This is a genomic window from Enterococcus sp. AZ077 (assembly GCF_051714965.1).
Classification (GTDB): Bacteria; Bacillota; Bacilli; order Lactobacillales; family Enterococcaceae; genus Enterococcus_B; species Enterococcus_B hirae.
The window spans coordinates 1,372,513-1,396,954 of the sequence record NZ_JBIOSX010000001.1; the positions used below are offsets into that span (position 1 = coordinate 1,372,513).

21 protein-coding genes and 1 pseudogene are annotated in these 24,442 nt (G+C 38.3%); 21 read left to right on the plus strand and 1 reads right to left on the minus strand.

What is annotated here, in order from left to right:
• Positions 1-6 precede the first annotated feature (6 nt).
• The 20 genes and pseudogenes from IGL28_RS06320 to IGL28_RS06415 all read left to right on the plus strand — a co-directional run bounded on the left by IGL28_RS06320 (position 7) and on the right by IGL28_RS06415 (position 21,309).
• A complete protein-coding gene (locus tag IGL28_RS06320; protein WP_010719215.1) occupies positions 7-933 on the plus strand; it encodes an aspartate carbamoyltransferase catalytic subunit in 927 nt (308 codons plus the stop codon).
• Between the two features lie 18 nt (positions 934-951).
• Positions 952-2,232, plus strand: coding sequence for a dihydroorotase (locus IGL28_RS06325; RefSeq protein ID WP_081129044.1), 1,281 nt, complete (start codon positions 952-954; stop codon positions 2,230-2,232).
• A gap of 5 nt (positions 2,233-2,237) precedes the next feature.
• Positions 2,238-3,314: a carbamoyl phosphate synthase small subunit gene (locus IGL28_RS06330; protein WP_034697869.1), complete on the plus strand. Its 1,077-nt coding sequence runs from the start codon at positions 2,238-2,240 to the stop codon at positions 3,312-3,314.
• 2 nt (positions 3,315-3,316) lie between these two features.
• Positions 3,317-6,502 carry a carbamoyl-phosphate synthase large subunit gene (gene carB, locus IGL28_RS06335; protein WP_081129046.1) on the plus strand — a complete coding sequence of 1,062 codons (3,186 nt, stop codon included), beginning with the start codon at positions 3,317-3,319 and terminating at the stop codon, positions 6,500-6,502.
• Positions 6,503-6,680: 178 nt separating this feature from the next.
• A complete protein-coding gene (locus tag IGL28_RS06340; protein WP_081204066.1) occupies positions 6,681-7,457 on the plus strand; it encodes a dihydroorotate dehydrogenase electron transfer subunit in 777 nt (258 codons plus the stop codon).
• Positions 7,454-8,383 (plus strand): dihydroorotate dehydrogenase, encoded by a 930-nt coding sequence (locus tag IGL28_RS06345; RefSeq protein ID WP_034697879.1) that lies wholly within the window; start codon positions 7,454-7,456, stop codon positions 8,381-8,383. The genes IGL28_RS06340 and IGL28_RS06345 overlap by 4 nt, the downstream gene beginning before the upstream one ends.
• The gene (gene pyrF / locus IGL28_RS06350) at positions 8,380-9,096 is read left to right on the plus strand and encodes an orotidine-5'-phosphate decarboxylase (RefSeq protein WP_010719209.1); all 717 of its coding nucleotides are present in this window, start codon (positions 8,380-8,382) and stop codon (positions 9,094-9,096) included. Before IGL28_RS06345 ends, pyrF begins: the two co-directional genes overlap by 4 nt.
• Positions 9,078-9,728, plus strand: coding sequence for an orotate phosphoribosyltransferase (gene pyrE / locus IGL28_RS06355; protein ID WP_164445105.1), 651 nt, complete (start codon positions 9,078-9,080; stop codon positions 9,726-9,728). Before pyrF ends, pyrE begins: the two co-directional genes overlap by 19 nt.
• A gap of 666 nt (positions 9,729-10,394) precedes the next feature.
• Complete coding sequence (locus tag IGL28_RS06360; protein WP_010719207.1) at positions 10,395-11,036, plus strand: YfbR-like 5'-deoxynucleotidase; 642 nt, start codon at positions 10,395-10,397, stop codon at positions 11,034-11,036.
• Positions 11,037-11,067: 31 nt separating this feature from the next.
• Positions 11,068-11,772, plus strand: coding sequence for a carbonic anhydrase family protein (locus IGL28_RS06365; protein ID WP_053766052.1), 705 nt, complete (start codon positions 11,068-11,070; stop codon positions 11,770-11,772).
• Entirely contained in the window at positions 11,769-12,677 is a 909-nt protein-coding gene (locus IGL28_RS06370; RefSeq protein WP_053766051.1) for a LysR family transcriptional regulator, read from the plus strand. The genes IGL28_RS06365 and IGL28_RS06370 overlap by 4 nt, the downstream gene beginning before the upstream one ends.
• Before the next feature lie 722 nt (positions 12,678-13,399).
• Entirely contained in the window at positions 13,400-13,573 is a 174-nt protein-coding gene (locus IGL28_RS06375) for a hypothetical protein (protein ID WP_179133717.1), read from the plus strand.
• A 243-nt stretch (positions 13,574-13,816) separates the two neighbouring features.
• Positions 13,817-15,022, plus strand: coding sequence for a hypothetical protein (locus IGL28_RS06380; RefSeq protein WP_081129049.1), 1,206 nt, complete (start codon positions 13,817-13,819; stop codon positions 15,020-15,022).
• Positions 15,023-15,168: 146 nt separating this feature from the next.
• A pseudogene (locus tag IGL28_RS06385) lies at positions 15,169-15,728 on the plus strand (transposase); the annotation flags it as partial.
• A gap of 405 nt (positions 15,729-16,133) precedes the next feature.
• Positions 16,134-16,856 carry an ATP-binding cassette domain-containing protein gene (locus tag IGL28_RS06390; protein WP_081129050.1) on the plus strand — a complete coding sequence of 241 codons (723 nt, stop codon included), beginning with the start codon at positions 16,134-16,136 and terminating at the stop codon, positions 16,854-16,856.
• Positions 16,853-17,524: a methionine ABC transporter permease gene (locus IGL28_RS06395; protein ID WP_081129052.1), complete on the plus strand. Its 672-nt coding sequence runs from the start codon at positions 16,853-16,855 to the stop codon at positions 17,522-17,524. The genes IGL28_RS06390 and IGL28_RS06395 overlap by 4 nt, the downstream gene beginning before the upstream one ends.
• Positions 17,525-17,535: 11 nt before the next feature.
• Positions 17,536-18,348 carry a MetQ/NlpA family ABC transporter substrate-binding protein gene (locus IGL28_RS06400; protein WP_081129053.1) on the plus strand — a complete coding sequence of 271 codons (813 nt, stop codon included), beginning with the start codon at positions 17,536-17,538 and terminating at the stop codon, positions 18,346-18,348.
• Between the two features lie 262 nt (positions 18,349-18,610).
• Positions 18,611-19,420: a YusW family protein gene (locus IGL28_RS06405; RefSeq protein WP_081129055.1), complete on the plus strand. Its 810-nt coding sequence runs from the start codon at positions 18,611-18,613 to the stop codon at positions 19,418-19,420.
• A 172-nt stretch (positions 19,421-19,592) separates the two neighbouring features.
• Positions 19,593-19,928, plus strand: a complete 336-nt coding sequence (locus IGL28_RS06410; RefSeq protein ID WP_025480193.1) for a PadR family transcriptional regulator — start codon at positions 19,593-19,595, stop codon at positions 19,926-19,928.
• Positions 19,909-21,309 carry a DUF4097 family beta strand repeat-containing protein gene (locus tag IGL28_RS06415; RefSeq protein WP_081129056.1) on the plus strand — a complete coding sequence of 467 codons (1,401 nt, stop codon included), beginning with the start codon at positions 19,909-19,911 and terminating at the stop codon, positions 21,307-21,309. Before IGL28_RS06410 ends, IGL28_RS06415 begins: the two co-directional genes overlap by 20 nt.
• A gap of 304 nt (positions 21,310-21,613) precedes the next feature.
• On the opposite strand, the gene efbA is transcribed toward IGL28_RS06415, so the two are convergent.
• Positions 21,614-23,323 carry a fibronectin-binding protein EfbA gene (gene efbA, locus IGL28_RS06420; protein ID WP_010737550.1) on the minus strand — a complete coding sequence of 570 codons (1,710 nt, stop codon included), beginning with the start codon at positions 23,321-23,323 and terminating at the stop codon, positions 21,614-21,616.
• Positions 23,324-23,525: 202 nt separating this feature from the next.
• On the opposite strand from efbA, the gene IGL28_RS06425 reads away from it, so the two are divergent.
• Positions 23,526-24,170, plus strand: a complete 645-nt coding sequence (locus IGL28_RS06425; RefSeq protein ID WP_081129058.1) for a hypothetical protein — start codon at positions 23,526-23,528, stop codon at positions 24,168-24,170.
• Positions 24,171-24,442: the final 272 nt, after the last annotated feature.

Sequence of the window (24,442 nt, forward strand, 5' to 3'; positions counted from 1 at the left end):
ACTATCATGATCATCAAATCAGAACGCATTAGTTTAAAACATTTATTGACAGTGGAAGCTTTAACGGATCAAGAAGTCATGGGCTTGATCCGACGAGGTCAAGAGTTTAAACAAGGAGCAAACTGGACACCACAAAAACCGCAATACTTTGCGACGAATCTGTTTTTTGAAAATAGTACTCGTACGCATAAGAGCTTCGATGTAGCCGAAAAGAAACTAGGCTTAGAAGTGATTGAATTTGAAGCGAGTACGAGTTCTGTACAAAAAGGGGAAACCCTTTATGATACGGTCTTGACGATGTCTGCGCTCGGTGTGGATGTTGCAGTAATCCGCCATGGAGATGAAAATTACTATGATGAATTGATCCAAAGTAAAACAATCCAATGCTCGATTATCAATGGTGGTGACGGAAGTGGTCAACATCCAACACAATGCTTACTTGATTTGATGACGATCTACGAAGAATTTGGTTACTTTGAGGGATTGAAAGTAGCGATCGTTGGGGATATCACACACTCACGAGTAGCAAAATCAAACATGCAAATGCTGAAACGATTAGGAGCACAAGTCTTCTTTTCAGGTCCACGCGAATGGTACGATGAAGAATTTGAAGTCTATGGGCACTACCTGCCATTAGATGAATTATTAGAACAAGTGGATGTCATGATGATGCTTCGCGTACAACATGAACGTCATGATGGGAAAGAAAGTTTTTCAAAAGAAGCCTATCACCAAGAGTATGGATTAACAGTCGAACGTGCGAAGAAATTACAAAAGCATGCGATCATCATGCACCCAGCGCCAGTCAATCGTGATGTCGAATTAGCTGACTCCCTTGTGGAAGGACTACAATCACGAATCGTACAGCAAATGAGCAATGGCGTCTTTGTTAGAATGGCGATCTTAGAAGCAGTACTAAACGGAAAAGCGTAAAGCTAGGAGGAAGAAAAGATGAAAACACTCATTAAAAACGGTCAAATCAATACACGAAACAATGAAACAACACCTGCAGAAATTTGGATCGAAAACGGAAAAATCAAAGCAATCGGCGAAGGATTTTCCGAGGCTGAATTTGATGAAGTGTTTGATGCCAAAGGACAACTGATCACACCTGGTTTAGTGGACGTCCATGTCCATTTAAGAGAGCCAGGATTTACATACAAGGAGACGATTGCAGCTGGTACTAAAGCAGCGGCAAGAGGCGGCTTTACAACTGTTTGTGCCATGCCTAATCTGAACCCTGTACCTGATACCCCGGAAAAATTAGAACAGGTCTATGACTTGATCAAACGAGATGCAGTGGTCAAAGTCTTGCAATATGCACCGATCACTGAAAATCTTCGAAGTGAAGTCTTAGTGGATCAAGAAGCGATGATTAAAGCAGGAGCATTTGCATTTACGAATGATGGCGTGGGTGTTCAGACCGCCGGAACGATGTATCAAGCCATGAAAGAAGCAGCAAAAAATAACAAAGCACTGGTAGCACATACGGAAGATGAATCATTACTATTCGGTGGAGTGATGCATGCTGGTGATAAAGCAAAAGAACTAGGTTTACCAGGTATTTTAAGTGTAACTGAATCCTCACAAATCGCACGGGATCTCCTTTTAGCTGAAGCAACAGGTGTGCACTATCACGTCTGTCACGTTTCTACCAAGGAAAGCGTGCGGGTCATTCGTGATGCCAAAAAAGCGGGTATCCACGTTACAGCAGAGGTTTCTCCCCATCATTTGATCTTGATCGATGAAGATATCCCCGAAGACTTCGGCTTTTGGAAAATGAACCCACCATTAAGAGGAAAGGAAGATCGAGAAGCGTTGATCGAAGGACTTCTTGATGGAACGATTGATTGTATTGCGACTGACCACGCGCCACACGGATTAGAAGAAAAAAGCAAAAGTTTCTTAGAATCACCATTTGGGATCGTAGGAAGTGAGACAGCTTTCCAACTGATTTATACGCACTTTGTTGAAACCAATCGTTTCACACTCGAACAAGTGATCAACTGGATGGCTACCAAGCCAGCGGAAATCTTCCAGTTAGAGGCTGGGACATTGACAGTTGGGGCACCAGCTGACGTAGCTATTTTCGATATTGAACACTCAAGTACAATCGATAAGAAAGATTTCTTATCGAAAGGCGAAAACACACCTTTTGTTGGATGGAACGTCAAGGGCGAAACATTAGGAACATTCGTTGATGGAAAATTGGCGTGGCACAAAGGGGAGTGAAGCAAATGGAACGATTATTGATTTTAGAAGACGGAACAGTTTTTAAAGGAAAAGCATTTGGAGCGAATAATAATGTGTTTGGCGAGATCGTGTTTACTACCAGCATGACAGGATATCAAGAAACGATCACAGACCAAAGTTTCAATGGGCAAATCATTACCTTTACGTATCCGATGGTGGGAAATTACGGTGTCAACCGTGATGATTATGAATCCATCGCACCAACTTGCAAGGGCGTAGTCGTCAAAGAACATGCGAGAGTGGCTTCTAATTGGCGGAGTCAAATGACATTGGACGAGTTTTTGAAACGAAAAGGTATCCCTGGAATTTCAGGGGTTGATACTCGGGCATTGACACGAAAAATTCGTCAAGTTGGAACGATGAAAGCGAGTATCGTGGATGCTGGTGATTCCTTTGAACATGCTTTTGATCAATTGAAAGCGACCGTTTTAGCTACAAACCAAGTGCAACAAGTCTCAACGAGTAAACCATATCCAAGTCCTGGAACTGGAAAAAATGTGGCTGTCATTGATTTTGGTTTGAAACATAGTATTTTGCGTGAACTAAGTAAAAGAAACTGCAATTTAACCGTATTACCTTATAATACGGATGCAAAAACAATTCTCTCCCTAGCACCGGATGGCGTCATGCTGACGAATGGACCAGGAGATCCAAAAGACGTACCAGAAGCTATTGAAATGATTCGAGAAATCCAAGGGAAAATACCAATTTTCGGGATCTGTTTAGGGCATCAATTGTTTGCCTTAGCTAATGGTGCGGATACCTATAAAATGAAATTTGGTCATCGTGGCTTGAATCATCCTGTCCGAGAAATCGCGACTGGAAGGATCGATTTTACTTCTCAAAATCACGGCTATGCTGTGGATGAAAAAACAGTTGATCCAGATCAGTTGCTGATCACCCATGTAGAAGTAAATGATGGGACTGTGGAAGGAATTAGACATCGTCATTATCCAGCGTTTAGCGTCCAATTCCATCCTGATGCAGCTCCCGGTCCACATGATGCGCTTCATTTATTTGATGAATTTATGGAAATGATGGATGCAGGAGAGGAGAAATAAACATGCCAAAACGTACAGATATCAAAAAAATTATGGTGATTGGATCAGGTCCGATCATCATTGGTCAAGCGGCGGAATTTGACTATGCCGGAACCCAAGCTTGTCTTGCTTTGAAAGAAGAAGGATATGAGGTCGTTTTAGTAAATTCCAATCCCGCAACGATCATGACTGATCAAGAAATTGCCGATCAAGTGTATATCGAACCGATCACACTAGAATTTGTTTCAAGGATCTTGCGAAAAGAACGTCCTGATGCTTTGTTACCGACATTAGGCGGACAAACAGGCTTGAACATGGCAATGGAACTAGCAGAATCTGGTATTTTAGATGAACTAGGCATTGAGCTGTTAGGGACAAAATTATCTGCTATCGATCAAGCAGAGGATCGTGATTTATTTAAAAAGTTGATGGAAGAACTGAATCAACCAATCCCCGAATCTGAAATCGTCACAACTGTTGAAGAAGCAGTCGAATTTGCTAATAAAATTGGCTATCCAATCATCGTTCGTCCCGCTTTCACATTAGGTGGAACGGGTGGTGGAATGTGTAAAAATGAAGAAGAACTTCGAGTGATCGCAGAAAATGGTCTGAGCCTTTCTCCAGTGACCCAATGTTTGATCGAACGCAGTATTGCAGGATTCAAAGAAATTGAATACGAAGTTATGCGTGACTCGGCTGATAATGCCATTGTTGTTTGTAACATGGAAAATTTTGACCCAGTGGGTATCCACACAGGCGATTCGATCGTCTTCGCCCCAAGTCAGACCCTTTCAGATCATGAATACCAGCTGTTGCGTGATGCATCATTAGCGATTATTCGTGCATTGAAAATCGAAGGCGGCTGCAATGTCCAACTTGCACTTGATCCACATAGCTTCAATTATTATGTGATCGAAGTTAACCCACGTGTTTCACGCTCTTCTGCTTTAGCAAGTAAAGCAACTGGTTACCCGATTGCAAAATTGGCAGCTAAGATCGCATTAGGTTTGACGCTTGATGAAATGAAGAATCCAGTAACGGGAACGACTTATGCAGAATTTGAACCAGCTTTGGACTACGTCGTTGCTAAGATCCCTCGTTGGCCATTCGATAAATTTGAGAATGGGGAACGAGTTTTAGGAACTCAAATGAAAGCAACTGGCGAAGTAATGGCGATTGGTCGTAATATTGAAGAATCCCTATTAAAAGCCGTTCGCTCTTTAGAAATCGGGACACACCATTTGGAACTACCAGAACTAAACATGATCGATGATAGTGAATTGATCGAAAAAGTCGTCCGTGCCCAAGATGATCGCTTATTTTATGTCGCAGAGGCGATCCGCCGCGGCTATCCAATTGAAGAACTGGCGGAGTTGACAAAGATCGATTTGTTCTTTTTAGACAAATTGCTCCATATCGTTGAACTAGAAACTGAACTGTTGGAACACCCGCAAGATGAAAACGTCTTACGTACTGTGAAACAAAATGGGTTTACAGATCAAAAGATTGCTGAACTGTGGAAAACTGAACCAAAGCAGATCAGAGAGCTTCGTGAAAAATCCGACATCAAACCCGTATACAAAATGGTCGATACGTGTGCGGCTGAATTTGCTTCACAGACGCCTTATTTTTACAGCTCATACGAAGTTGAAAATGAAAGTGAACGATCCGAAAAAGATTCTGTTCTTGTCTTAGGCTCTGGACCCATTCGAATCGGTCAAGGGGTCGAGTTTGACTATGCAACGGTCCATTCAGTTAAAGCGATCCAACAAGCAGGTTATGAAGCCATTATCATGAATAGCAATCCTGAAACAGTTTCAACCGATTTCTCGATCTCTGATAAACTGTACTTTGAACCACTGACTTTTGAAGATGTGATGAATGTCATTGAACTTGAACAACCGATTGGGGTAATCGTCCAGTTTGGTGGTCAGACAGCTATCAATTTAGCGGAGCCATTAGTTCAAGCGGGGGTCAAAATTTTAGGTACTACAATTGAAGATCTAGATCGAGCTGAAAACCGTGATTTATTTGAACAAGCGTTAAGAAGCCTGGAAGTACCTCAGCCACTAGGTGATACTGCAACTAGTAAAGAAGAAGCAGTAGGAATCGCTTCAAAAATCGGTTATCCGGTTCTTGTCAGACCAAGTTATGTCTTGGGCGGTCGAGCAATGGAAATCGTTGAAAATCAACAAGATTTGGAAGATTATATGGAACATGCAGTGAAAGCTTCCCCAGAACATCCTGTTTTGATTGACCGTTATTTGCTTGGAAGTGAATGTGAAGTAGATGCCATTTGTGATGGGGAAACAGTTCTAATCCCTGGAATCATGGAACACATTGAACGTGCAGGGGTCCATTCGGGGGATTCCATGGCTGTTTATCCGCCACAAGCACTCTCAGCAGAGATCAAACAAACCATTGAAGACTATACGATTCGCTTAGCTCGTGGTTTAAACTGTATCGGTATGATGAATATCCAATTCGTGATCCACGACAATCAAGTTTACGTGATCGAAGTCAATCCTCGTGCAAGTCGAACGGTTCCGTTTTTAAGTAAAGTTACAGGAATACCGATGGCTCAAATCGCCACAAAAGCGATCTTAGGTGAAAAGTTAAGTGACTTAGGCTTTACGAATGGCTTATATCCAGAATCAAACGCTGTCCATGTGAAAGCTCCTGTGTTCTCGTTTACTAAATTGCAACAAGTGGATACCTACTTAGGACCTGAAATGAAATCTACTGGAGAAGTCATGGGCTCTGATCAAAACTTAGATAAAGCATTATACAAAGCGTTTGAAGCATCAGGTCTACGCCTACCAGATTATGGTGCCGTCTTGTTCACGATTGCTGATGAAACTAAAGAAGAAGCGTTAGCGCTAGCTAAACGTTTTTCAGAAATTGGTTACAGCCTATTAGCTACCAAGCATACGGCAGCTTATTTTGAAAAAAATGGGCTGATCGTCACGCCTGTTGCTAAAATCTCTGAAAAAGCAACGGAGAAAAATGTTGTTGAGTTGATTCGAGAAGGAAAAGCACAGGTCGTTGTTAATACCATCGATAAAGATCGAGGAAATGCCTCGAAAGACGGATTTATCATTCGCCGAGAAGCAGTTGAACATGGTATTCCTTTATTTACTTCATTAGATACAGCGGATGCGATCATTCGGGTAATGGAGTCTCGAGCTTTTTCGACACAAGCGATTTGATCAGCATGTTCTAAAGTGACAGTTCCTATAACGATTAAGTAATAGTTAAAATAGCTTGTAGGCACCTAAACAGAGATAAAAGTGATCATTTTCGTTCGCCTTGTTACTGACATTGGTTGAAAGGATCACTTTTGTCGAGATGTTTGGCAATGAAAAAATCCCAAAGAGGAGAGCAGATATGAAGCAAGAAGTCATGACAATCATTCAACAAACACAACTAGCACCACGTATTTATGAATTGACTTTAAAAGGAGAATTGGTCAAAGAAATGTTAATACCTGGGCAGTTTTTGCATATTCGAGTACCTAGAGCAGATTTGCTTTTACGCCGCCCCATCAGTATCCATTCGATTGATCAACAAAACTACACTTGCCAGATCATCTATCGAATCGAAGGTGAAGGAACGAAAGAATTTTCTACGTTGAAAGCTGGCGATTCTTTAGACGTTTTAGGGCCATTAGGCAATGGCTTTGATCTATCTGGGTTGTCCGCAGGAGATGAAGTGTTCATCGTAGGGGGAGGAATTGGTATCCCACCTTTATATGAATTAGCCAAACAACTGACTACACGTGGCATAAAAGTGACTAATTTTTTAGGATTTGCATCAAAAGAAGTCATGTACCATGAAGCAAAGTTTCATGAATTAGGTGAAACCAGAGTAGCGACGGATGATGGTACTTATGGGATCCATGGAAACGTCGGGAATCTGCTAATGAGTACTCATAAGCAACCAAAAGCTGTCTTTGCTTGTGGTGCAAATGGTCTCTTAAAAACAGTCGAACAACTTTTTGCGGATCATCCAAATGTCCAATTATCATTAGAATCACGAATGGCTTGTGGTATCGGTGCTTGTTATGCGTGCGTTTGTCATCGACCGGATGATGAAACTGGAACAAAAAGTGTCAAGGTTTGTGACGAGGGGCCAATTTTTAAAGTAGGAGAGGTTGTCTTATGAGTAATCCCTTAGCAGTTAAGCTCCCAGGTTTGGAATTGAAAAATCCGATCATGCCAGCCAGTGGATGCTTTGGATTTGGAAAAGAATATGGGAAATATTACGATTTGAATCAATTAGGGTCGATCATGGTCAAGGCGACAACGCCGCATGCAAGGTTTGGTAATCCCACCCCACGTGTGGCGGAAACACCCTCCGGTATGTTGAATGCGATCGGATTGCAAAATCCCGGTCTGGAAGTTGTCATGAATGAACTGTTACCAGAATTAGCTGTCTATCCAGATTTACCTATCATTGCGAATGTCGCTGGTGCCTGTGAAGAAGACTATGTCGAGGTTTGTCGTAAAATTGGTGAAGCGCCGAATGTCAAAGCGATCGAGTTGAATATTTCTTGCCCGAATGTCAAACATGGCGGCATTGCCTTTGGGACAGACCCAGACGTTGCCTTTCAATTGACACAAGCTGTCAAAAAGGTTGCAAGTGTACCAGTTTATGTGAAACTTTCCCCTAATGTGACGGATATCGTACCTATCGCACAAGCAATCGAAAGCGGTGGGGCAGATGGCTTTACGATGATCAATACACTACTTGGTATGCGGATTGATCTGAAAACACGTCAACCTATTTTAGCCAACCAGACAGGCGGTCTTTCTGGTCCTGCGATCAAACCAGTGGCGATTCGTTTGATCCATCAAGTCGCCGCTGTTTCCGAGTTACCGATCATTGGTATGGGCGGTGTCCAAACTGTTGACGATGTCTTAGAGATGTTCATGGCAGGAGCCAGTGCCGTGGCAGTAGGAACAGCTAATTTTACGGATCCGTACATTTGTCCGAAACTGATTGAAGAACTACCCGTACGAATGGCAGAATTAGGGATCGAATCCCTCCAACAACTAATCAAAGAAGTAAGAGAGGAACGAATGAAATGAACCAACGACCAATTATTGCTTTAGACTTTTCGACGTGGCAAGAAGTGGAACAATTTATGCAACTATTCCCTGAAGAGGAAAAATTATTTGTAAAAATCGGAATGGAATTATTTTATCAGGAAGGACCGATTATTGTTCGTTGGTTGAAAGATGCTGGACATGAAGTATTTTTAGACTTGAAACTTCATGATATCCCTAACACGGTGGAAAAAGCCATGCGTGGGTTAGCAAAACTAGGCGTGGATATCACTTGTGTCCATGCAGCTGGCGGAATCAAAATGATGCAAGCGGCACTACGTGGGCTAGAAGAAGGAACTCCTGCTGGCAAAAAACGCCCATTGTTATTAGCAATCACTCAGCTTACTTCAACGAGTGAAGCGGATATGCATCATGATCAATTGATCCAAGTTCCCTTAGAAGAAAGTGTGATCCATTATGCGAAATGTGCCGAAGCTGCCGGACTAGATGGCGTTGTTTCTTCTGCCTTAGAAGTAAGTGGCATCAAAGCAGCTACCCGCCAAGATTTCATTTGCCTTTCTCCGGGTATCAGACCAGAAGGAAGCGTCGCAGGTGATCAAACGAGGATCGTCACGCCTGCCCAAGCTCGAGGAATTGGTTCAACGTTTATCGTGGTTGGACGACCAATCACTCAAGCGAAAGATCCCTACCAAGCCTATCAAACAATCAAAGAAGAATGGAGTCGATCAATTTGAATACGATTGAAAAGAACATTGCCAAAGATTTGTTAGCTATTGAAGCGGTTTTCTTAAGCCCAAATGAACCATTCACGTGGGCAAGTGGACTAAAAAGCCCGATTTATTGTGACAACCGCATCACGATGAGCTATCCAAAAGTCAGAAAAGCAATTGCTCAAGGGTTAGCAGAAAAAATCAAGCAAGCATTCCCTGACGTGGAAGTCATTGCTGGTACAGCAACAGCAGGAATCCCTCACGCTGCATGGGTGGCAGAAATCTTGGACTTGCCTATGGTTTATATCCGTAGTAAAGCGAAAGATCACGGTAAAGGCAATCAAATCGAAGGACGGATTTTTGAAGGTCAAAAAATGGTTGTGATCGAAGACTTGATTTCGACAGGCCAAAGCGTTTTAGAAGCAACGGAAGCAGCCAAAAGAGAAGGCGCTAATGTATTAGGTGTAGCAGCGATCTTTACGTATGAACTACCAGCAGGTGAAGAAAATTTTGCCAAAGCAGAGTTACCACTATTTACTCTCACGAATTATTCTGTCTTGATCGAAACAGCGTTAGCCGAAAAATATATTGATGAAGCGGAATTAGCCTTGTTAAAAGAATGGAAAAAGAATCCAGCGGACTGGTTAAAACAGTAACGAAGAAAACGAAGAAAACGAAGATGGAACAAAAACAAAAGACTCAAAAAAGGGCTTTCGTTGAACAAAATCCATGGTATACTAGGATCAAACAAAACAACTGAATGAAACAAAGGAAGCATCCAAGGCGAAAGTTTTGCTATGGACGAGTAGCGCGATTACGAAATTTCGTAAGAAAAAAATTTCTGCGAGGTTTTAGAGCTATGTTGTTTTGAATGCTTCCAAAACGTAAAAAGTTATGGGATCACTTCCATAAAGGTTTTAGAGCTATGTTGTTTTGAATGCTTCCAAAACTAAAATCAAAGATTTACTTTTCAAAAGGTAGTTTTAGAGCTATGTTGTTTTGAATGCTTCCAAAACAGCTGCTCTTGAAGAAGCTGAGTATACACCGTTTTAGAGCTATGTTGTTTTGAATGTTTCTGAACTAATAGTTGCTGTACTTCGCTTGTCGTTTTTAAGGCGAAGAGCTTGCATTGAGCTGGTTTTGAATTTTATGATTATGTTTAATGGAAACTAGAGTTGTTTTTCTGGTTTCTATTTTTTTATAGTAAAATTGCGTGATTCTCAGTAAAAAGATTAATTTTTCGTTGATTTACAAACGGGATGTTTGCGAAAGATAGTTATTTAATGATAAAATCATCGGAAAAGTAAAGGGGAGGCTATTTTATGGGATTGAATGAATTTATTTTAGGTTTGAATAATTTGGAAAAAATTACACGAGCGCCAGGGTTCTTTAAATTTACTGAACATACGGTAGCCGCTCATTCTTATCGAGTGGCTTCGATTGCTCAAGTCTTAGGTGACATTGAAGAGGTTCATGGTCAAGCGATCGATTGGAAATTACTTTATGAAAAAGCGTTAAATCATGATTATACAGAACGTTTTATCGGGGATATCAAAACACCGGTCAAGTATGCAAATAAAGAGTTACGGGGAATGTTACAAACAGTTGAAGAAAAGATGACGGATGAGTTCATCAACCAAGAGATTCCGGAAGAGTTTCAAGAAGTATACCGCCGGCGATTGTTTGAAGGAAAAGATGACACAGTGGAAGGTGAGTTATTAGCAATCTCTGATAAAGTCGATCTATTGTATGAATCATTTGAAGAAATCATCAAGAACAATCCAGAAAAAGTATATAAAGAGATGTTTATTGAAGCGGTAACTACGATCAAAGGGTTTGAGCATCGTCCTTCTGTCAAGTATTTCTTCAACGAGATTTTCCCTGAATTACTGAATCAAGAATTTTATGGGAAAGAAGACTTTTTAGCGACTGTTTCCACGATCGTTAAAAATAGTCAACAATAGAAAATTTTGCAAAGATGCAGGAGGAATAAAAGTGAAAAAGAATATGGATGTTGAATGGGGATATACGGGAGAAAGAGGACCGGAACATTGGGCTGAATTATGCGACTGGTTTGCTAAAGGTGCGGCGTTTGAATTGCAGTCGCCCATTCCATTGACCACTTGTGAACCAGCGAAGGATCAATCAGATACCATTGCTTTTCATTATCAGAAGCAACGGTTTACAGATAAAGAATTTAAAAATACGATCCACTTGGTTCCTTATGATCAGCTTAGTTATGTCGAATTTAAAGGTCAGAAATATTATCTCACAGATATCCATTTTCATATGCCTTCTGAACATCTGATCAATGGGAATCAAGAAGATATCGAGTTCCACTTTGTTCATATGAATGCCAAAAAAGAAAATTTAGTTGTTGGTGTGATGTTTCAGCTAACGACGGATGAAGGTTGGTTGTATGATCGAGACAATGGCGATAGTTGGGATGTAGAAAAACATGAACATTGGACCAATCCATTGGTTCTTTTTCCTGAACAAAAAAGCCATTACCATTATGTCGGCTCTTTAACTACGCCACCAACGAGTGGACCAATCCAATGGTTTGTCATGGATCAAGTGCAAAAACTAAATAAAGATTTCTTGATTCCTTTTAAAGGACAGTATGCACAACCAAACAACCGTCCGCTCCAACCGTTGAAAAATCGTCCAATCAGTTATTTTGTGAGGGATCATCAGTGAACTTCCAACAATTAAAATATGTAATTGCTGTAGCGAACAATGGGAGTTTCAGAGAAGCAGCTAAAAAACTCTATGTCGCACAACCAAGTCTTTCCGCAGGAATCAAAGAATTAGAAACCGAGTTAGGGATCACGCTGTTCACTCGAACGAATCGAGGGGCGTATCTGACCGAGGAAGGACAAGAGTTTTTAAAAAGAGCGGAACGGATTCTCTTACAGTTAGAGTCTTTAGAAAATTATTATTTGACGAATGAGAAGCGTGAAAGCTTTTCAATTGCTTCGCAACATTATGATTTCTTAGGTCCTTTAACAGCAAAGTTGATCTCTTCTTTCAAAAGTGAGATCAAACAGTTTCGAATCATTGAAACAACGACCGCCAATGTGATCGAAGAAGTAAAGGATCAACATAGTGAGATTGGGATTCTTTATATGAATGAACACAATCAAGCAGGGATCAAGCGCTACTTAGAACAAGGGGAACTAGTTGCCCATTCATTAGGAGAATTTCAAACGCACATTTTTTTACGTCAAGGACATCCGCTTAGTGAAAAGAAAGAAATCTTTAAAGAAGAATTACTTCCTTATCCGCAAGTAAGATTTACACAAGATGGCAATAATTTTCCTTATTTTTATGAAGACTTGATTGAAAGTCCTGATCAAGAAACGGTTATCTATACGAGTGATCGGGGAACATTGATGAATATCGTGTTAGAAACAGATGCTTATGCTTCAGGTTCTGGGCTGGTCATTGGTGAGATCAAAGAGTATTTACGTTTGATTCCATTGGCAAATAGTCCCCAAAATGAATTGTATGTGATTTATTCTGCTAAGCGCCAATTAAGCGAAATTGCACAAAAATTCATGGAAAGTCTAACCGTTTTACTAAGTCAGATCAAAACAAATTGAAAAAGCTCTTTGTCAATAAGAGCTGATGAGTGGTGTAAAATCAAATCTGGGTCAGAATGAACCTCATTCTGTCTCAGATTTTTTTTGTGTTTTGAAAGACAATGAGACAAAATAAATACCAAATAATATTTTTTTCTTCACATTATTTAAGTTTCCTTAAAAGGTGTTAGATAGCACTTTCAGCAAAAAAACGCTTTCTTATTCTGATATATTATATACTTTAAGTTATGTAAAAAAATTTCATAAAATATGTGTTTTACGTCATAATCGCTAATATTTACTTCTCCGTAATTGTTTAACTAAACCAATTTTTCATGGTATCTTTTTAGATATCTATCACTAAATTATCTCTCGCTACTCCTTATAGTAATTTATCTAGTTGATTGATTTGTAAAATACGATCAACCTGTACAAATGAACAATGAATAAATTTATAAATTACCTTTATAAAATATAATAACAATTGTAAATTATTTGTATGCAAAAAATTTCGAGTTTTTATATCAACACCTTAATCTATTTCCTAAAATGAATTGAATTTCGTTGTTCTTATTGACTGTGGATGTGGAAATAATTTTTTATAAATAAAGGACAATACAGAAAAAATGAACGATTATGACATGAAAACTATTTTTTATGACTTTTATATATATAATTTGATTTCTCTGTTATGATTTATTCAGAAAGCGCTTTCTGTTTTTTGGATTTCGAGGTAATAGAAAATGAAAAATAAGTTTATCTTATCTTTAGATATTTTAACTATTGGAATTTGCGTATCTGAAAGCAAAATCTCTGGATATGCTTCTACAATAAATGAACCATCTACTGTGGCAGATAGTAGCCAAGAATTAACTCTTTTAGATAAAAATGTAGTAGCTAAGGTAAATATCTATTAAAAGTGAAGCGTCTCTATGTGCACTCTATCGTTGGGTACAAAAATAGGAACGTGAAGGACTAGTTGGTTTGATTAGAAAGACTCGAACAGACTTTGGGCAAATTAAAGTTTCAGACGTTAGATTTTTGGTCTAACTTTTGATGATCGGTGCATTATGGCTTTTGAAACAGAATTTTTTCTGTATAAGTTTTTATTTTCCGTAGGATAAGTGAAAATCATTAAATGAAAAGGAGATTGATGGCATATGAGATTAGACAAAATGATAGTTACTTTTATTAATGCTTTAAGCATAGCAAGTGGAATAGGCGGAGCAAGGGCACTGCCTAGTTTAGACAACCAAAATCAAGGGAGGGGATTAGGAAAAGTACTAGATTTAGAAAACAGGAATGAAACCACCCGTTTATCTGATAAAACTTATTCACACAAAAAACTACACTCAAAACACAGAAATAAGGGGAACTTAAAACATTTAGATAAAATACAAGATGATGTTTCAAGACAGCCATATTCTGCTAAAAAATTTTTACATAAAAAAATAAAGAATCTTATTAAGCAAGAAGAGACAGATTTTAAAAAATTAAAAGAGGGAATTTCTACTGAAAGTTCTATAGAAGTTAATCAATTACAAACGAATCTCCGGCGGGTTCAAAATTTTTGCTCGAAATTCCGTAAACTAAGAAATGATATAGTAATTGAATATGGTAAAATGACACAGCAAAAGGTAAATTTAAGAAAGCATAAAATAAAGAACAAAAAAATGCTTAAAGAATGCTATAAAGAAATAAAAGTTTTAAGTACAAATAAAAAGCATATCGACTATCTTATATCCAATTGTAAAGACATGGTAAATCAATTACAAGAGTCTATAGAATCAAAGAAAACCCATTCTGTGAGCACAAGTAAATCAACTATGACAACATCACACACAGAGCAACCTACGACAACATCACGCACAGAGCAACCTACTATTTCTCTACAAGAAACAGAACGTATTCTAATAAGAAGTAAAAAACTTATATCCCAGTTCAACGAGAAAACTCAAGAAATCAATGCTTTCCGTAGGCAAGAAAAAGAGTTACTTTTACTATTACAGGATCAGTATAGGACTCAATTTGAAAATCCTCGTAATATTAGTGACGTAAAAGCAGACCTTAATGAGATAAATCGTAACATAATTCCAAAATTAGAGTCGGAAAAATTTCATATTCAAGCTGAAATAATTAAGGAGGTAAATCATATAAATTCGCTTGAAGGCCAAGGGAAAATAAGTCCTTTTGAAGCAAAAAAGTTTCTTAATGAGTATAATAAACTCAATATTAACTTTGCTAAAGAAAGAAACAAAAGAGACATATCATTGAAACAGAACCTTTCAAAAAAACTAGAAAGTATAGTTTTAAATAATTCAGAGAAACCTATTGCACAAAATACAACTATATCTATGACAAGATAGTCTACAAAAAGTGTGTAAACCTTGGCTCTTTGTCAATAAGGACTGATGAGTGGTGTAAAATCAAATCTGGGTCAGAATGAACCTCATTCTGTCTCAGATTTTTTTGTTATTTCATGTTGATTAATTGATTAATCAAAAAAATCCTAAGTTATCACAAAGAAAACAAAAAGAAATACAAGGAGAATCCATTTAACGTGGAAAACTGGCACTACCTTGAAGAACAAGATGAATACATTTGCCCAGCGAATCGTCCGATACCGTTCAAAAATGATAGTCGAAAGATAAAGGTGGCTTTATTCAAGATTTCAAAATCTATGAATGTGAGGATTGTCGGAACTGTCCAGTCCGTCGTTAATGTACGCGTGCGAAAAGTGAACAAAAGCGAAAAATTCAAGTAAATAATAATGGGCGCTATTTCAAAGCAGAATGCAGAAAAAAGCTTTTAGAGGAGAAAATCGAGGTCGAACCAGTGTTCGGGCATCTAAAGACTCACTTGGCGTTCCATCGTTTCCATTTACGTGGGAAACAAGGAGCAACGATTGATATTGGTTTGGCACTGATGGCATTAAATTTAAGAAAATTAGGAAAATATATGGAGAGGAAAGTGTACATAATAGAAAAAATAAGTTCGATTTTGACACTAGCCATCAAAGTCGAACTTATTTTCTTTTTGAGAAAGAACTATTGTCCCGCTCTCAAATTATAGAGCCATTGAAAAAGTGGTTGAATGATCGGCAACAGCGATTGTTTGACCGCTTTTTCTTTTCCTCCTATTTTTCGTTTTTATGAAAAAGAAACTGAATTTGTTGAAAAAAGAAATAACAACGTTGTTAGCTTATGGTGATTAATGGCAATAGATAGAATACATGCTTGTTACAGTGAGGGTTCTTAAAAGATACAGATAAATCGGTTTATAAAACACCATTATTAATACAGTTAAAAAACAGATAGAAGATGAGTAAAAAAGTTGCTTTTTTACGAATACTCCGCCATTATAGAAACAGTTAGTATTTAGGAAGCGTTTTTTATTTAAATAGAAAACCAATAAGCTGATTTATCTATTTTTATCAAACAGTTTGATAAGGTGTACTATTTTTCATTGGAGGAACAGATGATTGAATTGATCAATGTAACTAAAAGCTATGAAGGCACGCAAGCGGTAAAGAATATTCATTTGACAATCGAACCAGGTGAGATCATCGGAATCGTTGGGAAAAGCGGTTCTGGTAAATCCACGTTACTTCGTTTGTTGAACTTAATGGAAGAACCTAGTAGTGGGGAAATCCTAATCGATAGTGTGGCCGTTCAAAAGTTGAACAAAAAAGAAAAAAGGCAGCAAAAACAAAAAATGGGGATGATTTTCCAAAACCATAATCTATTAGATAACTTAAAGGTTTATGAAAATGTAGAATTACCATTGAAGCTGCAAAAGAAAAAGAACCGTGAAAAAATCGATTATTTATTAAATTTTGTTGGGATGGCTCATAAAGCTGCTGTATATCCAGTAAAACTATCTGGCGGTGAAAAGCAACGAGTGTCGATTGCTCGGGCGTTGACACGTGATCCAGAAATTTTATTGTGTGACGAAGCCACCAGCTCACTAGATGAAGAAAATACGGAAAGTGTGATTCGTTTATTGCATAAAGTCCATGAAGAATTCCAGCCGACAATTTTCTTTGTTAGTCACGAATTAGAAACAGTGAAAAGCTTATGCCAACGAATTTTGGTCATGGAAAATGGCGAGTTGATTGGCGAGTTAAGAAATCACCCACAACGATTTACGGAAGAAAACTTGACGTATTTTGAAAAAATAAAAAGGAGCTTAGCGCAATGATTCATTCACAAAGCATGATGGAGTATTGGCCAGCCCTACTGACCAGTCTCGAAGAAACGGGCATCATGATGGCTATTTCGATGGGCGTGTGTGTGGTTGGCGGATTGCCACTAGGTTTAGGGTTGTTTTTGACGAATCCTAAAGTTCGAGGTCATTATCCTTGGATTTATTGGACTTTGAATTTTTTAGTCACAGTGATCCGCTCTTTTCCATATCTATTATTTGTGATTGCGTTGATCCCAGTAACTCGCGCGGTATTAGGCAAAGCCTTTGGTCCTATACCAGCTTCTGTACCACTTAGTATCATTGCGATCACCATCTTTGCCCGGCTAGTTGAACAGGTTTTGCTGGATGTTTCTGACGAAACTTATGCATTGGCCAATTCATTAGGGACGACTCGCTTTCAATATATCTGGCATTTTTTACTAGTAGAAGCGAGAAGTGGTTTAGTCTTGGCGTATACGACGACGACTGTCAGTATGGTTTCCTATTCGACTGTCATGGGAGTCATTGGCGGTGGCGGAATCGGTGATTTTGCTGTTCGTGTCGGTTATCAACGCTATGAATATGGGGTCATGTATGTCGCTATTGTAATCATGATCGTCTTAGTCTTTATTTTACAAATGCTGGGAAACTTTGTTGCTCAGACACTGGATAAACGAAAATAGGAGGAAGAAGAATGAAGAAGTTTTATTTGATTGGTTTCGCAATGATTGCGATCTTAACTTTAGCAGCTTGTGGAGGTCATTCAGCGGATAAAGACAAAAAGGAAATCAAAGTGGCTGTTCAGTTAGAGTCATCAAAAGATATTTTGGAGATTGCCAAAAAAGAAGCGGAGAAACAGGGTTACACCATTGATATTATGGAAGTAAGTGACAATGTAGCTTATAATGATGCCGTTCAACATGATGAAGCAGATGCCAATTTTGCACAGCATGAACCGTTTATGGCAATGTTCAATCAAGAAAAAAAAGCAGATTTAGTCGCCGTTCAACCCATTTATTATTTTGCGGGGGGCTTTTATTCCAAAAATTATAAGAATGCTGATCAATTGCCCAAAAATGCTAAAGTCGGTATTCCAAGCGATCCAACAAATGAAGGTCGAGCATTAGCGATCTTAAATAAAAATGGTGTTATCAAATTAAAGGATAACATGGGGTTCAACGGTACAGTGGCGGATATCGTTGACAATCCTAAAAATCTTCAATTTGAACGAATCGATTTATTGAATCTAGTAAAAGCCTACGATGAAAAGGACATTGCGATGGTCTTTTGTTACCCTGCTTACTTAGAACCAGCGGGCTTATCGACCAAAGATGCGATTTTACTGGAAGATGAAGCTGCCAGCAAACATTACGCTTTGCAATTGGTAACGAGAGAAGGGGAAAAAGACAGCGAGAAAATCAACGTATTGAAAAAAGCAATGACGACGAAAGAAGTCGCTGAGTATATTAAGAAAAATTCGAAAGGCGCAAATATTCCAGCTTTTTAAAAGAACAAAGAAAGTGAGAAGAAATCAACAAAACGCCTGTTTTTAACAAACGAGTAAGAGTGGCATTCGGCATCTTACTCGTTTTTTTGCTGTCATGAAAGACAAGAGTGAAGTTTCTTGGATGAACCCGTTCAAGGATAGCAACAGATAAACCAAACGCTAACGATTAACTTTTTACTATTATTTGACACTAAGTACTATTCATTGTATATTAGTGGTGCAACACAGAAATACTTACATATATCAGAAAGAAGGAATACATATGAAAATGAAAAAATTGACAGGTTTATTATTAGCGGGAATCATTCTATCCACTGGAGCCACTACTTTGGCAAGCTCACCAGATGTTTGTGCTGCAACAGTAATTTCAGAAAACCAGTATGAGAAGGTCATGAGTTTTACCAAAGCAGACTTAACAGCTGTAACGGGAATAGTGTTAGAACCAACAGAAGCGTCCATTCAGCGCATGTATGATTCATTGAAAAACGAACGTGTTTGGTTGGCTCTTGGCTATTCTTCGACTGAAGCACAACGAATTACTAAAAGAATGGCGCAAAGTACATATCAAGCAATAGGTATTTTGACAAGTATGGCAAATAACCAAAATATCCAATTGAAAGTCGTTGTCATCAACAAACCTAATTACAGCACAATAAACATTGGGACAATTGGATCTGTCGACAAGCCAACCGTCCCAAAAGATGAACCTGAGAAAGAAGAAAACACCAACGTACCAGGAGATTCAGCGTTACGTGCATTGGTAAAAGAAATTGAAATTGAAATCGAGTATCAGAAAGAGAAAATCAAACTAGATTATGAAGTCAAGTCAAATGGCAAAATCAAAGCAGAAGTCAAAAATGAACAAACAGGTCTTAAGTTACAGGATGCAAAAGCGCAGACCTATGTCGAAACACTGTTTGTAGGACTAGATGCAAAAACAAGCAGTCAAGAAGAAATCAAAACGTATATCATGGAGCAGTTACATGCGAATCAAAAAGGGTTGAAAAAATTTGCTTTTAAAGTGAAATATGCAGATAAAACAAAAGTAGATTTCAAAATCAAGTACAAGTAGATCAGGAAAAAAGGTGTACGGGGAATAAATGGGAATGCGTTAGAGAATCAGTCTAACACAAGGTTCTCAAGACTTCCTGTCCACCTTTTTCTTTTCTAGGGGGGAAAAATAAGGTAGACTCAAAATAGAGAAAAAGAAAACATGGCAGCATGGATTATGGAAGGTGAAGTTATTGGGAAAATCAAATCAATTTAAAAAAGGTGTATTGGAATTATGCGTTCTTTATTTACTGAAAAATAAGGATCGATATGGTTATGAAATTACCCAATTGGTCAATAAAAATATTCCGCTTACAGAAGGAGCGCTTTATCCAATATTGAGACGATTTGTCAAAGAAGGGTATTGTGTGACCTACCTTAAAGAATCAAAAGGAGGACCTGCACGCAAATACTACCAAATCACTTCACTGGGACAAGAATATCTGGCTGAGTTAAATAAGGAATGGATGGTGTTTGTAGAAAATGTGGCGTTGTTAAAACAGGAGGAAGATGAGAGAGCAAATGAATGATTTTTTTGAAGCGTTAGAAGGATTATTTTTAGAAAAAGATAAAGAAGCTTTTCTTGAAATAAAAGCAGATCTTTCAAGAGAAATCAAAGTAAGGATGGCAGAAGGAGAATCTTGTGAAGCGATTTTAAAAGCTCTGGGAAGTCCGCAAGAAATTGCTGAAGCTTATTATGAAGACCAGCGCTTAGAAAAAGCGATGAAAGCAAAACAAGATATAATTGCTGGCGAAGACCTGGTACGTGAATATAGAATGAAGCGTAATTCTTGCTTAAAACGTTGGATGATCAAACTAGGTAAGTTATTCTTGTTTTTGTTCCAAATTTTATTGCTAGTGACTAGTTTCTATTTTTTGATGATGGTACTATACTATCTGATTTATGAACAGGTTATGATGTGGGGAGCCGTGGCTTCGTCGTTATTTTCGTTATGCTTCGTTATTGTATTAAAGAAACCTGAGCAGGTAAGGAAGAGATTGTTTCTAGTTTATTTTGTGGGAATAGTTAGTTTTTTATGTAACCTATTACTTGTGTTCAATCACAGCTGGGTTTACCAAGGGCAATTTTTGACAAGAGACATAGAACTTAAAGCAAATGCGATTGAGTCGTTGAATGTGTCTTCCACATATCCAGTAGATATTAGTGTAATCCAACTATCCGAAAATGAAACAGCGAAAGTAGAAATCAAGGGTCATATCAGAAAGCAAGATCAAAAACAGCTATTCAGCATGAGTAGCAGCAAAATGAACTTGACCATTGGACACCCAAGATTTTTTGACTGGTCACAAAGTATGGGAAAAGTCGAGGTCGTTTTTTATCTTCCGGAAAATACCAAACATAAATCCCTTCGTTTTAACTTAGAACAAGGAGAAGTAACGTTAAATCATACATATGCAGAAAAGATCAACTTGAAGATGAAAAAAGGACGAATAAGCATAACAGATGTTTATAGTAAAATGATCCAGATAAACAGCCAATCTTCCGATGTTAGTGTCCATCAATTTTTCTCTGAGCTGGCTATAAAAAATAAAGTTGGAAAAACAATTCTTTCTGATGGTCAAGGAAAAATCCGGGTAGTGACTGACAGTGGGGTAATAAAAGTTCTCTCAACGATGAGTGAAAAAATGGAATTGAATAATATCGAAGGAAAAAATATTGTTTCATCAGGAGCGATTCAACGATTGACTGCCCGTAATATGAAAGGGACTACGATTATTGAAAAACAAGCAGGAGACACATCGATAAAAAATGGCTCTGGGAAATTGGTATTGACGGATTTAACTGGTGGTTTATCGGTAGGAAATGATTCAGGGACGGTTATCGTCAGTCAGCAAGTCCCTTTAGAAGCAACAGTGAAAAGTGCTAGTGGTCATGTGAAGTGGGTGTAGTCACAAGACGTTATTAGTCGTTTTGATTTAAGTAGTACGTTCGGGGAAATAACTAATCAGTTTAAAGAGCAGACAAAAGACGAGGCGAACACTATAAACATCTCCACTGAAAAAGGCAATATCATGGTCTTAAAAAAGGAACTTGAGGGGAAAAGCTAGATAATAGAAACAAGTGCCTGTTCCAGAAAAATCATCCGATATTTTCTGGAACAGGCACTTGTCATGTTAGCGAATAAAAAGGGGAGTGCTTACTCATCGATGATGGCCAGATGCGATACTGTTGACTAGATTAAATTGCATTACATCAGTTAGTCATCTGTTTCATCTTGTTGATCTTTTCTTCTTCCGGAGTAACAATGATCGTTTTTTGATTTTCATAAATCACATAGCCTGGTTTTGCGCCATTCGGTTTGCGCAAATGCTTGACTTGAACCAAGTCCACTGGTACTTGGGCGGAATGACGGTATTTTGAGAAATAAGCAGCTAATTCAGCGGCTTCAGTTATCGTTTCATCAGATGGCTGGTCACTTTTGATAATGACATGAGAGCCAGGGATATTTTTGGCATGGAGCCAATAGTCTGTTTTCTTCGCCGTTTTTAAGGAAAGTTGATCATTTTGAAGATTGTTTTTCCCTACCAAGATCAACGTACCATCAGTAGAAAGATATTGATCTGGCTGTGAAGGTTTCTTGCGTTTTTGTTTTTTCGAAGATTTCTTTTTTAAATAACCTTCTGCTGTCAATTCTTCTTTGATCACTTCGATATCCATAGGACCAGCAATCTCTAATTGGGACAAGACAGATTCTAAATAATCGATCTCATTTTTGGCTTCTTCGATCTGTTTACCAATCAATTTGACGGCATTTTTTAGTTTTTGGTAGCGATGGAAATATTTTTGGGCATTTTGATTGGGCGTTAATGCTGGATCAAGCTTGATTGTGATCGGCCGATCTTCTTCATAATAATTAGGCAATGTTACTTCATTTGCGCCCCGAGGTACTTGAGCCATAAAAGTAGTCAATAGTTCGCCATCTCGACGATAATCTTCGGCATTTTCCGAATCTTTTAAGGTCTGCTCCCGTTTTTTCAGTTTATTTCTGTTTCGCTTAAGCTCGTTTTCAATCTTGCGGATGAGCTCGCCACCTTGTTGTTTGGCACGGTCTTTTTCCGCTTTTTCTTGATAAAACGCATCTAATAACGCACTGAGAGTCGGGTACATCTTTTTTTGTTGCGTATTTGAGTCAAAGAAACGATAGTTGATCGGCGTAAAATATTCTTTCTCCGCTACTTCATAAAGGCTAGGGGAGAGTTGGGTGTCGATTGCTGTGAAGAATTCTTGCCATACCAACATTTTTTCATTGGGGCGTTCTGTTAAGCGAGCCACCAATTCTTGCGCAGTATCAAAACCGATTCCTTGAAATTGTTGTTGGATTCCTTTTGGTGTCAAGTCCATTTGAGAAAGCCGATGGAAGACTTTTTCTTTTTCCTGACTAAAGGGATTCAGCTGGTTTTGTTCAGGTGGAGCAATATAGTCTACACCAGGCAGAAGGGAACGATAAGTATTTTGTGAACTACCAATATGCTTGATCGCATCTAAGATTTTTCCTGATTCTTTATTCACTAAGATGATCGTGCTATGACGTCCCATGAGTTCCACAATCAAAATGATATTTTGGAGATCTCCTAGTTCGTCTCGTTTCGTGAAATGAAAGTGGATCACTCGGTCGTTTTCGATTTGTTCGATCGACTCCAAAATTGCCCCATCAAGATGCTTGCGTAACATCATCACAAAGTTCGGTGGTGTGTCTGGATTTTGATAGTCGATTTGAGTGATCTGGATTCGAGCATAACTAGGATGTGCAGATAAGAGCAAACGCTGATTTTTACCACGTGAGCGAATCACTAATACGACTTCATTTTCGTAAGGTTGGTGGATTTTAGAAATCCGACCAGATAATAGAGTCTCACGCAATTCATTGATCATTGCATGAGTAAAGACACCATCAAAGGACATGGTTCATTCCTCATTTCTTTTCATAAGTAGTTTCATTATAACGAAAAAAACGTAGAAAGACCAATTTACTAGGTAGTTATCAACTGATTTGATCATAAAAAGATACTGGATTGAAAAATAATCGATATTCTTTAAATGTATTTTTTTCTATCTACCTCAAACTTAGGTATAATAAAAGAAAACGAAAAAGAAGGTGATCGCTATGTGGAAAGAGATAAGTGAGACCATCAAAGTCAAATACCATCATTTTTTGGCTGATTTCGATACGCATCCACAACGCTATTTTATGCGTTTATTGTTCGTATTCCTTGTTTCACTGGTCATTACGATCACGATGTTTGTCTTTCCTAAAAATATTAGAGAAGCACAGGTGGAGAGCTTAGTCTATGCAGAAATCAATTCTCCTAAGCTTAAACCTTTGAATATCAATGAAGCCTCGCAAACAATTGAAGAAAGTAAAGCTATTTCAGTTTTGTTCAGTGTGCCAAGTGGAGAAATGTATCAAGCATTAATGGACATTTTTCATGATCCAAAAAAAATGGCGGAATTGAATCGCCCTATTTATTTTTACCCATTGGTTTATCAGGTCAATGAATTAGAACAACGCTACGATTTAAAGCAAGAGCATTTGACGGTAATCTTTTTCCAAAATGGCAAAGAAGCCAATCGCTTAGTCTATAACGCAAATCAGTTAAGTGATTTCCCTACGCAGCTGATTCCCGAATTAAATCGTTTGCCATTAGCGAATATCAAGAAATTAGAAGAAGAACTTGGGAAAGAAACGCAAACGACTTCGACAAATACTCAACTGGGAACAGATCTGAAGACTGGAAGTAAGAAGGAATAAAAAAACAGTTGACGAACATGCTAAATTCGATTAGACTTAGATTAATTATTAAGGAAAGGGTGATCCACAATGAACTTATCAAACCAATTTTTAGCAGGAACAACTCAAGCTTGGCGTAACTGGCGTAGATAAGTTGTATTGATGGCGAACTTTGACCGTAGATACAACTTTTTAGAGTACAAATCTAAAATTTGTATCTATGCTGGACAAGAAATTTGACTACCGCATAGATTCGATCTATGCGGTTTTTTGTATGTAAGAAGACAATTACC

Coding starts and splice junctions, on each gene's coding strand:
- IGL28_RS06320 (WP_010719215.1), top strand. CDS start 7: ATGATCATCAAATCAGAACGCATTAGTTTAAAACATTTATTGACAGTG.
- IGL28_RS06325 (WP_081129044.1), top strand. CDS start 952: ATGAAAACACTCATTAAAAACGGTCAAATCAATACACGAAACAATGAA.
- IGL28_RS06330 (WP_034697869.1), top strand. CDS start 2,238: ATGGAACGATTATTGATTTTAGAAGACGGAACAGTTTTTAAAGGAAAA.
- carB (WP_081129046.1), top strand. CDS start 3,317: ATGCCAAAACGTACAGATATCAAAAAAATTATGGTGATTGGATCAGGT.
- IGL28_RS06340 (WP_081204066.1), top strand. CDS start 6,681: ATGAAGCAAGAAGTCATGACAATCATTCAACAAACACAACTAGCACCA.
- IGL28_RS06345 (WP_034697879.1), top strand. CDS start 7,454: ATGAGTAATCCCTTAGCAGTTAAGCTCCCAGGTTTGGAATTGAAAAAT.
- pyrF (WP_010719209.1), top strand. CDS start 8,380: ATGAACCAACGACCAATTATTGCTTTAGACTTTTCGACGTGGCAAGAA.
- pyrE (WP_164445105.1), top strand. CDS start 9,078: ATGGAGTCGATCAATTTGAATACGATTGAAAAGAACATTGCCAAAGAT.
- IGL28_RS06360 (WP_010719207.1), top strand. CDS start 10,395: ATGGGATTGAATGAATTTATTTTAGGTTTGAATAATTTGGAAAAAATT.
- IGL28_RS06375 (WP_179133717.1), top strand. CDS start 13,400: ATGAAAAATAAGTTTATCTTATCTTTAGATATTTTAACTATTGGAATT.
- IGL28_RS06380 (WP_081129049.1), top strand. CDS start 13,817: ATGAGATTAGACAAAATGATAGTTACTTTTATTAATGCTTTAAGCATA.
- IGL28_RS06390 (WP_081129050.1), top strand. CDS start 16,134: ATGATTGAATTGATCAATGTAACTAAAAGCTATGAAGGCACGCAAGCG.
- IGL28_RS06395 (WP_081129052.1), top strand. CDS start 16,853: ATGATTCATTCACAAAGCATGATGGAGTATTGGCCAGCCCTACTGACC.
- IGL28_RS06400 (WP_081129053.1), top strand. CDS start 17,536: ATGAAGAAGTTTTATTTGATTGGTTTCGCAATGATTGCGATCTTAACT.
- IGL28_RS06405 (WP_081129055.1), top strand. CDS start 18,611: ATGAAAATGAAAAAATTGACAGGTTTATTATTAGCGGGAATCATTCTA.
- IGL28_RS06415 (WP_081129056.1), top strand. CDS start 19,909: ATGAGAGAGCAAATGAATGATTTTTTTGAAGCGTTAGAAGGATTATTT.
- efbA (WP_010737550.1), bottom strand. CDS start 23,323: ATGTCCTTTGATGGTGTCTTTACTCATGCAATGATCAATGAATTGCGT.
- IGL28_RS06425 (WP_081129058.1), top strand. CDS start 23,526: ATGTGGAAAGAGATAAGTGAGACCATCAAAGTCAAATACCATCATTTT.